An 11,983-nucleotide genomic window follows, 5' to 3' on the forward strand; every position below is an offset into this window, starting at 1 on the left:
CCGCCGTATAGCCTTGTCTACAGCGCTTTCACCCGATCCTGTTGAATCCTTGCCCGATCCTCCGATTTGTCGACCACCGGGTATCTGCGCCCTTGCACTCTGGTCTAGAGTTCGACAATAAGCGGCCACTGCGTTCATCACTAAAAAGGCCGCACCTACCGTTGATCAGCAGGTGAGCCATGGAATTACGAATCAACCAAAAGGCCTATCAGGTCGATGCCGACGCAGACACGCCCTTGTTGTGGGTGATCCGCGATGACCTGGGCCTGACCGGCACCAAGTACGGCTGTGGCCTGGCCCAGTGCGGCGCCTGTTCGGTGCTGGTGGACGGCAATGTGGTGCGCTCGTGTGTCACGCCGGTGGCCGCCTTGGTCGGGCGTGAGATCACCACCATCGAGGCGATTGAAAACGACGAAGTGGGCAAGCGCGTGGTCGCGACCTGGGTCGAGCATCAGGTGGCGCAATGCGGGTATTGCCAGTCCGGGCAGGTGATGGCGGCCACTGCGCTGCTCAAGCACACCCCCGCGCCGAGCAAGGCGCAGATCGACGCGGCGATGATCAACCTGTGCCGCTGCGGCACCTATAACGCCATCCATGCGGCGGTCGACGCCCTGGCCAAGCAGGAGGGCGCTTGATGAGTATCCTCGACGAACTGCTGGATACACCGGTCAACCTGTCGCGTCGCCGTTTTCTGGCGAGTACGGCGGTGGGCGCACTGGTGATTGGTTTTGGCCTGCCCCTGGGCTCGGGCCGGGTGCAAGCCGCCACCACCGTTGAACGTGGCACCCAGGTGCCGGCGTTCCTGGAGATTCGCCCGGACGGTACGGTGCGCCTGCTCAGCCCGTTCATGGAAGGCGGACAAGGCACCCACACCGCCATGGCGCAGATCGTCGGCGAAGAACTGGATGCCGACCCCGCCACCTTTATCGTCGAATCCGCCCCGCCCGGCGAAGCCTATGTGGTGATGGAAAACGGTCTGCGCATCACCGGCGGCAGCATGTCGGTGCGCATGAGCTACCCAACCATGCGCCGCCTTGGTGCCCTGGCCCGCGTGATGTTGCTGCAAGCTGGCGCTAAACAATTGGGCGTGCCGGTTAGCGAACTGACCACCCAGCCCGGCCGCGTGGTGCATGCGGCGTCCGGTCGTTCGCTGGGTTATGGCGAGCTGGCCAGTAGCGCCCTCGACATGCCCGTGCCCGATCCATCCAGTATCACCCTGCGCGACCCAAGCCAATTCCGCTGGATCGGTAAACCGGTCAAGCGCCTGGACGCCTATGACAAATCCACCGGCAAGGCGCTCTACAGCATCGACCTGAAAGTCGACGACATGCTTCACGCCGCCGTCCAGCACGCGCCACGCCTGGGCATGACCGTCGGCAGCCTGCGCAACCAGGCCCAAGTCGAAGGCATGAAAGGCGTGCATTCGGTGCACGTGCTGCCCGGCGCCGTGGCGGTGGTGGCTGAACGTTGGTGGCACGCCAAGCGTGCGGTAGAAGCCATCCAGGTCGACTGGCAGGAAGCCGCCGCCGACTCGGCACTGCGCGTCATGCCGGCGGACTTCTCCAGCGACAAGCACTTCGAGTTCCTCGCTGCCCAGCAAGGCCCGGCCCGCGACGACGAGAACGAAGGTGACATCGCCGCCGCGCTGAAAGGCGGCAAGACCCAGCTCGAGGCGACGTATCACAACCAATATCTCAACCACGGCCAATTGGAGCCGCCGTCAGCCCTGGCGCGCTTCAACCCGGATGGCACCTTGGACATCTGGCTGCCCAACCAGGCGCCGGACATGTTCCGCGCCGACATCGCCAAGCGCACCGGCCTCGACGCTGCGCAAATCAACCTGCACTCGCCGTTGCTCGGTGGCTTCTTCGGCCGACACTTCCTGTATGACTCGGCCAACCCCTACCCGCAGGCCATTGCATTGGCCAAGGCGGTGGGCCGTCCGGTCAAGCTGATCTGGAGTCGCGAAGAAGAGTTCTTGCGCGATGTGCTGCGCCCCGTAGCGGTGGTCAAGTTCCGCGCCGCGCTGGATGACAAAGGCCTGCCGGTCGCCATCGAAGCCGTCAGTGCGACCGAAGGCCCGACCGAAGCCCTCGCCGGCAAACAGGGCGATAAAATCGACCCCACGGCGGTTGAAGGGTTGTCGGGCAAGTCCTACGCGATCCCCAACAAACGCATCGCGCAGATCTACGTCAAGGGCGCGCCCATGCTCGGTTACTGGCGCTCGGTGGGCAATTCGCTCAACGACTTTTTCTACGAGTCGTTCCTCGACGAACTGGCGGACAAGGGCGGGCAGGATCCCTATGAGCTTCGCCTGCACCTGCTGCGCGACAACCCACGGCTGACCACGTTGCTGAAAGCGGCGGGTGAACTGTCCGGTGGCTGGAAGCGCGGACCCTTCACGGCCGAGGACGGCACTCGACGCGCACGCGGCGTAGCCATGGCCTCGCCATTCGGTTCCCACACGGCAGCGATCGCTGAGGTGTCCATCGAGAACGGCAAGGTCAGGGTGCACGATATCTGGCAGGCCATCGACCCGGGCAGCATCGTCAACCCGGCGATTGTCGAGGCCCAGGTCAACGGTGCGGTGGCGTTGGGCTTGTCACAGACCTTGCTGGAGGAAGCGGTGTACGTGGACGGCAAGCCCCGGGCGCGCAACTACGACTTGTACCCGATCCTGGCGCCCGCGCAGATGGCACGGGTGCATGTACGGATAGTCGAGAGTGGCGAAAAAATGGGCGGTATCGGCGAGCCGCCGTTGCCTGCCGTGGCTCCGGCCGTGGCCAATGCGGTGGCGCAGTTGACCGGCCAGCGCGTGCGCAGCCTGCCTTTGAGCCGACACACTTTCAGCTGACCTTCAGGAAACGCCCATGAACAACCGTCGATTCGCAAGAACCGCAGGCTGGCTGGCGCTGCCCTGCCTGGTCGCCGCAGGCCTGTTGGCCTGGTACGTCACCCGGGAACCGGCTACGCCGTTCGAACAGCAACAGGCGAAAGCCACCTTCGATCCCGCCCTGGTCAGCCGTGGCGAATATGTCGCGCGCCTCAGCGATTGCGTGGCCTGCCACAGCCTGGCGGGCAAGGCGCCGTTTGCCGGTGGCCTGGAAATGGCCACGCCGTTGGGGGCGATCCACGCCACCAACATCACACCGGACAAGCAAACCGGCATCGGCACTTACAGCCTGGCCGATTTTGACCGTGCAGTGCGCCATGGCGTAGCACCCGGCGGTCGTCGGCTGTACCCGGCCATGCCCTACCCGTCCTACGTGAAACTCAGCGATGACGACATCAAAGCGCTGTACGCGTTTTTCATGCAGGGCATACAACCGGCCAACCAACCGAATATCCCCAGCGATATTCCCTGGCCACTGAATATGCGCTGGCCCATCGCCCTGTGGAACGGCGTGTTCGCGCCCACGGCGACTTACGCGGCCAAGCCCAACCAGGACGCGCTGTGGAACCGTGGTGCGTACATCGTCCAAGGCCCCGGCCACTGCGGCAGTTGCCACACGCCGCGTGGCCTGGCCTTTAACGAAAAAGCCCTGGATGAATCCGGCGCGCCGTTCCTCGCCGGCGCCTTGCTCGACGGCTGGTATGCGCCGAGCCTGCGCCAGGACCCCAACACCGGCTTGGGCCGCTGGACCGAGCCGCAGATCGTGCAGTTCCTCAAGACCGGGCGCAACGCCCATGCGGTGGTCTATGGCTCGATGACCGAGGCTTTCAACAACTCCACGCAGTTCATGCAGGACGACGACCTGGCGGCCATCGCCCGCTACCTCAAGTCATTGCCTGGAGACCCGCAGCGCGACGGCGCACCCTGGCAGTATCAGGCGGTGGCGGCGGTACAAGACGCCCCCGGCGCCCACACCTACGCCACCCGCTGCGCCTCTTGCCATGGTCTCGACGGCAAGGGCCAGCCCGAGTGGATGCCGCCCCTGGCCGGCGCCACGTCGGCACTGGCGAAGGAAAGCGCCTCAGCGATCAACATCACCCTCAACGGCTCGCAACGCGTGGTCGCGGCCGGCGTGCCGGATGCCTACCGCATGCCGGCGTTTCGTGAGCAATTGTCCGACGCGCAAATCGCCGAGGTACTCAGCTACGTGCGCGGCACCTGGGGCAACAACGGTGGCGCGGTGGATGCCAAAGCGGTGGGCAAGTTGCGCGGGCATACCGACCCGGCGAGCAGCAGCCCGATTATCCTGCACATGCGCTGAGGTCAGGGCTTCAGGTTTTTCACGCTGGCAAACGTTGCCTCGCCCCGCGCCTGCTCCAACACGTTCATGGGCGCGGGCGTAGGCAACGCATGCATCACCGGCTTGAGCACGATGGAGCGCTCGCTGTCGGTGACGGAGCGCTCGTCGCTGGGCGGCACGCCGAAGTATTCACGGTAGCACTTGGAGAAATGCGGCGTGGACACAAAGCCGCAAAGCACAGCCAGCTCCACGATGGAAATGGGCGTCTGTTTGAGCAACTGCCGCGCCCGGATAAGCCGCAGCCGCAGGTAGTAGCGTGACGGCGAACAGTGCAGGTATTTCTGGAACATGCGCTCAAGCTGACGGCGGGACAGCGCGACATAGGCCGCCAGCTCATCCAGGTTGATCGGTTCCTCCAGGTTGGCCTCCATCAACGCGACGATTTCCTGCAGCTTGGGCTGCTGGGTGCCGAGCATGTGCTTGAGCGGCACGCGCTGATGGTCCTGCTCGTTGCGGATGCGCTCGTACACAAACATGTCGGAGATGGCCGCCGACAGCTCATGCCCGTGATCACGGCCGATCAGGTGCAGCATCATGTCCAGGGGCGCCGTGCCACCCGAGCTGGTAAGACGATCGCGATCGAGGGTAAACAGGCTGGAACTGACCGTCACCCGTGGAAACGCCTCCTGCATGGCCGCCAACCATTCCCAATGCACGCTGCATTCATAGCCATCCAGCAAACCCGCCCGCGCCAACACAAAGCTACCGGTACAGATACCGCCCAGTCGCTTGGCGTAACGCGCCTGGCTGCGCAACCACTTGACCAGCTCACCCGTCACGGTGCCCTGGATGCCGATGCCGCCGCAGACAATCACAATGTCGGCGGACGGCACGCTGAGAATCGACCCGTCCGGCGTGATGGGCACGCCGTCACTGGCCCACACGGGGTTACCGTCCGGGCTCGCGGTGTGCCACTTGTAGAGTTCCTGGCCCGAGAGCTGGTTGGCCATGCGCAAGGGCTCGACCGCTGAGGCCAGTGACATCAAGGTGAACTGGTCCAGCAGCAGGAACACGATGCTGCTTACGGGGCGGCCACTCATGGCGGCGAGGCAGCAGCCACGGTTTTTTGCGTGCGTTCGGGCTGCCGCGCGGTGAGCAAGCCGACCAGGGAAATCATCAGGGCCAGGCCGATGGTGGATGACACCTCAAAACGGTGTTCCGGCGTGACCAGCATTACCGTCAATGCAGCACAGATGAACGCGATGACCAGCCAGGTCAGCCAGGGAAACAGCCACATCTGGAAGGTCAGCGTGACGTTGCGCTGTCGCAGGATCTTGCGCATGCGCAACTGCGACACCGCAATCACCAAATACACCAGCAAAGCGATGGCGCCCGAACTGGCCAGCAGGAACTGGAACAGCCCGGCCGGCGCGAAGTAACTGAACAGGGTCACACCCGCGCCCAGGATGGTGCTGGCAATCACCGCGGCCCTCGGCACGCTGGCCGCCGAGGTCTTTTTCATCAACTTAGGGGCATCCCCACGCTTGCCCAGGGAAAACAGCATGCGCGAGGCAATGTAGATGGAGGAATTCATGCAACTGGCCACGGCGATCAACACCACAACATCAACCAGCAGCTTTGCGTGGGGAATGTTCATCAGTTCCAGGGCGCGCTGATAAGAGCCTACCGAAGCCAGCAACGGGTCATTCCACGGCACCACGGAAATCACCACGAAGATCGACAACAGATAGAACACACCAATGCGCCACATTACCGAGCGTGTGGCGCGGGCGATGTTCTGCGCCGGGTTGCTGGACTCGGCCGCCGCGATGGTGACCGCCTCAGTGCCGATAAAACTGAACATGATGGTGATAAAGGCGCCCACCACCGCCGACAGCCCGTTGGGCGCGAAACCGCCGTGTTCCTCCATCAACCGGTTCAACCCGCTCACCTCGCGCTCGGGCACCCAGCCCATCAGCACCGCGAAGCCCACGCCGATAAAACCGATGATCGCGATGACCTTGGCCATGGCGAACCAGAACTCGAACTCGCCGTACTTGGACACGCTGAACAGATTGGTGACCACCAACAAAAAGATCGACAACAAGGCAAACAGCCAAGCGTCGATCTGTGGGAACCATTGGTTGAGGATATGCCCGGCGGCCAGGGCCTCGATGGGGATCACCAGCACCCAGAACCACCAGTACAACCAACCGATGGTAAACCCGGCCCAGCGACCGATGGCCTGGTCGGCGTAGGTCGAAAAAGACCCGGTATCGGGATTGGCCACCGCCATCTCCCCGAGCATGCGCATCACCAGCACCACCAGCGTGCCGGAGAACAGATAAGCCAGCAGCACCGCCGGCCCCGCCGCCGCAATCGCATGCCCGGAACCGACAAACAACCCCGCCCCGATAATGCCCGCAATGGAAAGCATGGTCACATGACGCGGCTTGAAGCCTTGCGCCAACTGGCCGTTGGAATCGTTGGAATTGAGGCTATTCATTGTTTTTGTTGTTCTCGGTGATCGACGTCAAGGTGTACTGACTGAAGAGTCAGGCGATCATCATTTCTTAATGATGGGTCACCTTACGCGGCCTGAGTTCATCAAAAATAGCCTGGGAGCGGCAGGGATTGGCCTGATATCGACACGGGATCGCATCTGTCAGGTGAATCAGAATCCGACTACTTAACAAAGCACCGGTCGCCCACGGACATACCTAGGTAGCCTCAGCACAATCAAACCCTCATTGATAAGCAGGGATAAGGCGTATACAGACTGGAATGCGCGGAAGTAAACCAGCCTCCTGACTGTCACTTTCTTCAATCGCTTTTATATACATATAAAGTATGCATAATGAGAACATTCAGGATTCAATATGACGAGACGAAAAACACCGCAAATCAGCAGAAGCACAATGGCATTAGCCTTGCCGAGGCGGAACCGGTGTTCTACGACGAGGCAGCTCTGACAATCCAAGATTGTCGTCATGATGAAGAACGCTGGGTGATCGTTGGCTCGGACGCGAAGGGACGAGTGTTAGTCGTGGCTTACACCTACCGCGATCCAAATTTTGTGAGAATCATCAGTGCGCGACTCGCATCGAAAAATGAAAGGCGCCAGTACCTAGAGGCTTGAGACATGAAAGACGAATACGACTTCAGCTCCGGTAAACGCGGTGCAGTCGCCAGTAACAAGGGCAAGACCCGCATCACTATCATGCTGGACGACTCGGTGATCGAGGCGGCACGTGCACGCGCGGAAAATGCGGGTACAGGCTATCAGACTGTGATCAACAACCTGCTACGTCAGGCGCTGCTTTCCCAAGAAACACATAACCTGGCACCTCCGTCGGTGAAAAAAACCAAAACCCTGAACGTTATCAAAGATGGCATCAGCGTCTGCGAGGTCGAAGCGCTGGAACAACAGCTGATCGCACTCGCTGGCGAGCTGAATCGAATACTGGGTTCGCCCAGACTCACCAGATCAAAGGCTAAACCCACTTTATGAAGGTATCCCTTTGTCTACACCCCCGCTAAACATGAACCCCCAGGCTACACCCGACGATGCGCGCACCAGTGCCGCAAGGACAGATCGAAAACCTTGACGATCATGACTCTGAGCGGGTGTACGTGAAATTCGACAACCCGCCCACCCTCTAACCTGTACGTCACTCGCGGCTGAACGCCTCAACCTCCAGGATCAACCCTCGCGCGGCCATCATTACCAGGTCGCGTCCCTTGTCGGGGCTGGCCTGTGCGGGATCGGACCCCATCCGCCCGTCCACATGGCGCGCGCGGAAATCGAAGGCTTCGCGGATCGGGCCCCAGGGCGCGATTTGAGGCGAGTACTCCGCGGTTTTTATCGCCTGCGGATAGGCCCACTGGGTCACCGCTATCTCGGACGGTGTGGCATGAATGCCGTGCCCGGTGGGGAACTGTTCCTTGGCCAGTTCGCCGACACCGTCAAGGTCCCACCAATTACATAACTTCAGTGCAAACCCCGCCGGGCGCCGGGCAAAACTTGCCTGCGCGTACAACTCGGAGAACGCCGCTTCAATCGAGGCGACGTTGCCGCCATGGCCATTGAGGAACAGGATCTTTTCAAAGCCGTGGGCGGCCAGCGAGTGCACCCAGTCGCCGATGGCGGCAATGAAGGTCGAGGGCCGCAGCGAGATGGTGCCGGGAAAGCCGATGTGGTGCTGAGCCATGCCGATGTTGAAGGTCGGCGCGATCAGGATATCGGCGCTTTTTTGCGCCTCGCACGCAATGATCTCGGGGCACATCCAATCGGTGCCCAGCAAACCGGTGGGACCGTGCTGCTCGTTGGAGCCGATCGGAATCACGATGGTGCGGCTGCGCTCAAGGAATTGGCCGATTTCGGCCCAGGTCGACAGGTATAACAGCATGATGGGTTCCTCGTAGGTTTCAATGATTGCGCACGTATTCGCCTGCCACGCCGGTACGTGTTCGCGGTTTGGTCGCGATGATCACGAAGGCTGCGCACAGGAACACGCAGCCCACCGCGACGAGCCCCGTGTCGAGGCTGCCGGTGGCGGTTTTGGCCCAGCCGATCATGGCCGGGCCCCAGAAACCACCGGACAGGCCGATGGTGTTGATCAAGGCGATGCCGCCGGCGGCCGCGTCGCCCTTGATGTGCTCGGAGGGCATCGCCCATAACACGGTGTAGGCCATGAACATCATGCTGATCGACAGGCTCAGCAGGGCCATCGACACCAACAGATTGCCGCCCGCCAAGGGATAGAGGATCAGCAAGACGGCGCCGGTGGCAGCAGGGATTGCGCAGTGCAGGCGTCGCTCGCCGAGGCGGTCCGAACGCCGCCCGATCCAGTACATGCCCAGCGCCGCGCCGACATAAGGCAACGCGGCGTACCAGCCCAACTGCTGGGTGTCGTTGACGCCCAGCGCCTTGATGACGGCCGGCAACCAGAAGCTCATGGCGTAGATCGAGAAGATGATGCAGAAGTAGGCCGACGCCAGGACGTAAACCTTGGGGTCGCGCAACACGGTACGAAACGAATGATTGCGCGCGCTCGCAGTGCCCAGCTCGGTTTCGAGCAATTGCTTTTCGGCGGCATTCAGCCACGGCGCATCGGCGGGCCGATCACACAGCACGCAGTACATGAGCACGCCGAGAAACACACAGGGCAGCCCCTCGATCAGGAACATCCATTGCCAGCCGGCCAGGCCGCCGACGCCGGCAAACGTGGTAATCAGCCACGCGGAGATGGGGCCACCGAGAATGCCGCCCATGGGCCCGGCGATAAACACGATGGCAATTGCCCGCGCCATGCGATTGGGGCCGTACCAGCGGGACAGGTAATAGATCATGCCCGGCGCAAAACCGGCCTCGAATACACCCAGCAAAAAACGCATCGCATAAAACGTCGGCACATCACGCACAAACAGCATGCAGGCGGAGGTGATGCCCCACAGCACCAGGATGCGGCTGAACGTTTTGCGCGCGCCGATGCGCGGCAGCATCAGGGTGCTGGGCAGTTCGAATAGCACATAGCCGATGAAGAAAATCCCGGCACCGGCACCGTAGGCGGCATCCGACAGCCCCAGGTCGTTTTGCATCTGCAGCTTGGCGAAGCCGACATTGATGCGGTCCAGGTAAGCGAAGACGTAGCCGATGAACAACAACGGCAACAGCCGCCAATTGAGCTTGTGGTAGAGGGCAGCAAGGGCCTTGTCGGTTGCGGGTGTCGGAGCGGTTGGCATACGGGTCTCCCGTTATTCTTGTGGGTGTTGCGGGCTTGCCAATCCATGGTGCGCCGGCCCATCATCACCAGCAAGAGCAACTAAGTTCGCGCAGTGTTGCCCTATAGGCAACGCAACTTTGACGGCGGTGACCCTTATGCGAGAGATCAATCAACAACGCCTGCGCTACTTTCATGAAGTGCTGACGCACGGTTCCATCCGCGGCGCGGCGGACAGCATCAACACCTCGCCCTCGGTGATTACCCGCCAGATCAAACTGCTGGAAGAAGAACTCGGCGCAAAACTATTCGAACGCCAGGCCCGTGGCGTGCAACCGACCGAAGCGGCGGCGCATTTGCTGGAATTCTGGCGCGGCTATCGTTCGCACCAGGAAAAACTCGAAGACCAGTTGCAGGCGATCAAGGGCTTGCAGCAAGGCCATGTGCGTGTGGTGATCAGTGAAGGCTATGTCGATGTGCTGGTGGATAACGTGCTCGCACCCTTCTGCAAGCAGTACCCCAAGCTGGACGTCACGCTGGATATCCTGCCGGTGGTGGATGTGCTCCACGAAGTCGCCGAAAACCGTGCGCACATCGGCTTGGCCTACAACCCGCCGGCCCATCCGCACATCGACTTTCGCGCCGCATCGTTGCAGCCGGTGATGTTGCTGGTGCGCCCTGACCACCCGTTGGCTGCGCGCGGCGGCATGGCGAGCGTGCAGGACGTGCTCGAATGCCCATTGGTATTGACGCCGACCACCTTTGGCATAGGGCATGCCATCACCCTGCTCGAGTTCGCCGAGAAGATCCAGGTGCGCCCCACCCTGGTCAGCAACTCACTGGCAGCCCTCAAGCGTCTGGTTGCCAGTGGCGACTTTGCCTCGCTGGCCGGGGAGTTCGCGGCCTTGCGGGAAATTGAAAATGGCGAGTTGGCGTCGGTGCTGATTGATCACCCCCTATTGCTGGGGGTGGAAGCCAAATTGCTGGTGAAGGCCGCCCGCCCCTTGGCGGCCCCCGCCCAGGAGCTGTTGGACTGGATGCTGGCGCGGTTGCCGATGTTCAGGCCGCAGGCGTAAGCAGGCTTACCGCGTGCTGGAAACCAGGGCCGGATTGAACATCCCCTCAAAACGCGCCTTGTTCGCCGCGTAATACGCCGCCACCGCCTTGTCCGCCGAGCTCTCGCGCGCCTGCATCATCAACGCTTCGAGGTCGGCCTGGGGGATGGAGAAATGCGCAAAGAAGTACGCCACCTCCGGATGCTCCTGGCTGAAGCCTTTGCGGGCCATGGCGTGGATCTGTTCGGCGCCGCCAAAAATCTGCTTGGGATCATCCAGGTAACGCAGCGACCATTTGGAAAACATCCAATGTGGGCTCCAGGCGTTGACCAATGACCACTTGTCGCGCTTGAGGTTGCGGTCCAGCTCGTTGAGCATGCCGCTCTCCGATGACCCCACCAGTTTGTAGCCCGCCAGCCTGTAGTCCTCGATCGCCTTGACGGTGAGCTTGTACTGGCCGTTGCCGACTTCGGAGGTAAAGATCTTGCCGTCGAACTTTTCGCGGATCCCGGGTTTGTTCAGGTCTTCCACGCTGGCGACGTCTGCCACCGGCACCGAGGTGGGCACGGCCATGCCGATTCGCCCTTCATACAGCACGCCAAGGTCTTCGAGGCGGTCTTTGTACTTGTCGTAGAACGCCTTGTGGGTGCTGGGCAGCCAGACCATCGGGATCAGGTCGATGTTGCCGTTGGCCAGCGCCTGGAACTGGATGCCGATGTCGGCCATCACCAACTTGACCGGTTGCTTGAGATGCTCCTGCAAGGCCGTACTGGCGAGCTTGACGGTGATTTCCGTATCGGACCAGTTCACCCAACCAATGCGTACCGGGGGTTTTTCCTCGGCGTGGGTCACCGCCGCAGTGGCGCCCAGCGCAAGGCCGAGCAGGTAGGCACAGGCTTTTTTCCGATAGTGCACATGAGCATTCATCAGACGTCCTCCTAAGGGGTGAGGCCGATCTTAGCGGCGACTTCCGGGCACTGCAATAAAAAATGTACAGGCATGTCGACCATTA

11 protein-coding genes are annotated in these 11,983 nt (G+C 61.7%); 6 read left to right on the top strand and 5 right to left on the bottom strand.

From position 1 onward, the window contains the following. The first annotated feature begins 179 nt into the window (after positions 1–179). The 3 genes from HX812_RS07460 to HX812_RS07470 are packed head-to-tail and all read left to right on the top strand — an operon-like array spanning position 180 to position 4,214. Positions 180–635, top strand: a complete 456-nt coding sequence (locus tag HX812_RS07460; protein WP_038851431.1) for a (2Fe-2S)-binding protein — start codon at positions 180–182, stop codon at positions 633–635. Further along, complete coding sequence (locus tag HX812_RS07465) at positions 635–2,854, top strand: molybdopterin cofactor-binding domain-containing protein (RefSeq protein WP_038851430.1); 2,220 nt, start codon at positions 635–637, stop codon at positions 2,852–2,854. Before HX812_RS07460 ends, HX812_RS07465 begins: the two co-directional genes overlap by 1 nt. A 16-nt stretch (positions 2,855–2,870) precedes the next feature. Next, positions 2,871–4,214, top strand: coding sequence for a cytochrome c (locus tag HX812_RS07470; RefSeq protein ID WP_038851428.1), 1,344 nt, complete (start codon positions 2,871–2,873; stop codon positions 4,212–4,214). Between the two features lie 2 nt (positions 4,215–4,216). Here the strand turns inward: HX812_RS07470 and HX812_RS07475 are convergent, their stop codons facing one another. Further along, positions 4,217–5,293, bottom strand: coding sequence for a GlxA family transcriptional regulator (locus HX812_RS07475; protein WP_038851427.1), 1,077 nt, complete (start codon positions 5,291–5,293; stop codon positions 4,217–4,219). Next, positions 5,290–6,699: a GABA permease gene (gene gabP, locus HX812_RS07480; RefSeq protein ID WP_038851426.1), complete on the bottom strand. Its 1,410-nt coding sequence runs from the start codon at positions 6,697–6,699 to the stop codon at positions 5,290–5,292. The genes HX812_RS07475 and gabP overlap by 4 nt, the downstream gene beginning before the upstream one ends. A gap of 351 nt (positions 6,700–7,050) precedes the next feature. On the opposite strand from gabP, the gene HX812_RS07485 reads away from it, so the two are divergent. Both HX812_RS07485 and HX812_RS07490 read left to right on the top strand, forming a co-directional pair. Continuing rightward, a complete protein-coding gene (locus HX812_RS07485; RefSeq protein ID WP_038851424.1) occupies positions 7,051–7,332 on the top strand; it encodes a BrnT family toxin in 282 nt (93 codons plus the stop codon). A 3-nt stretch (positions 7,333–7,335) separates the two neighbouring features. Next, entirely contained in the window at positions 7,336–7,704 is a 369-nt protein-coding gene (locus tag HX812_RS07490; protein ID WP_038851423.1) for a BrnA antitoxin family protein, read from the top strand. A 160-nt stretch (positions 7,705–7,864) separates the two neighbouring features. Here HX812_RS07490 and HX812_RS07495 read toward each other — a convergent pair whose 3' ends face one another. Continuing rightward, entirely contained in the window at positions 7,865–8,602 is a 738-nt protein-coding gene (locus HX812_RS07495; protein WP_038851422.1) for a creatininase family protein, read from the bottom strand. Between the two features lie 19 nt (positions 8,603–8,621). Continuing rightward, positions 8,622–9,938, bottom strand: a complete 1,317-nt coding sequence (locus HX812_RS07500; RefSeq protein ID WP_038851421.1) for an MFS transporter — start codon at positions 9,936–9,938, stop codon at positions 8,622–8,624. Positions 9,939–10,074: 136 nt separating this feature from the next. Between HX812_RS07500 and HX812_RS07505 the strand changes: the two genes are divergently transcribed. Next, a complete protein-coding gene (locus tag HX812_RS07505; RefSeq protein ID WP_038851420.1) occupies positions 10,075–10,992 on the top strand; it encodes a LysR family transcriptional regulator in 918 nt (305 codons plus the stop codon). A gap of 6 nt (positions 10,993–10,998) precedes the next feature. On the opposite strand, the gene HX812_RS07510 is transcribed toward HX812_RS07505, so the two are convergent. Further along, the gene (locus HX812_RS07510) at positions 10,999–11,898 is read right to left on the bottom strand and encodes a glycine betaine ABC transporter substrate-binding protein (protein WP_038851419.1); all 900 of its coding nucleotides are present in this window, start codon (positions 11,896–11,898) and stop codon (positions 10,999–11,001) included. Positions 11,899–11,983: the final 85 nt, after the last annotated feature.

The organism is Pseudomonas sp. IPO3749 (assembly GCF_013386605.1).
GTDB lineage: Bacteria > Pseudomonadota > Gammaproteobacteria > Pseudomonadales > Pseudomonadaceae > Aquipseudomonas > Aquipseudomonas azotoformans_A.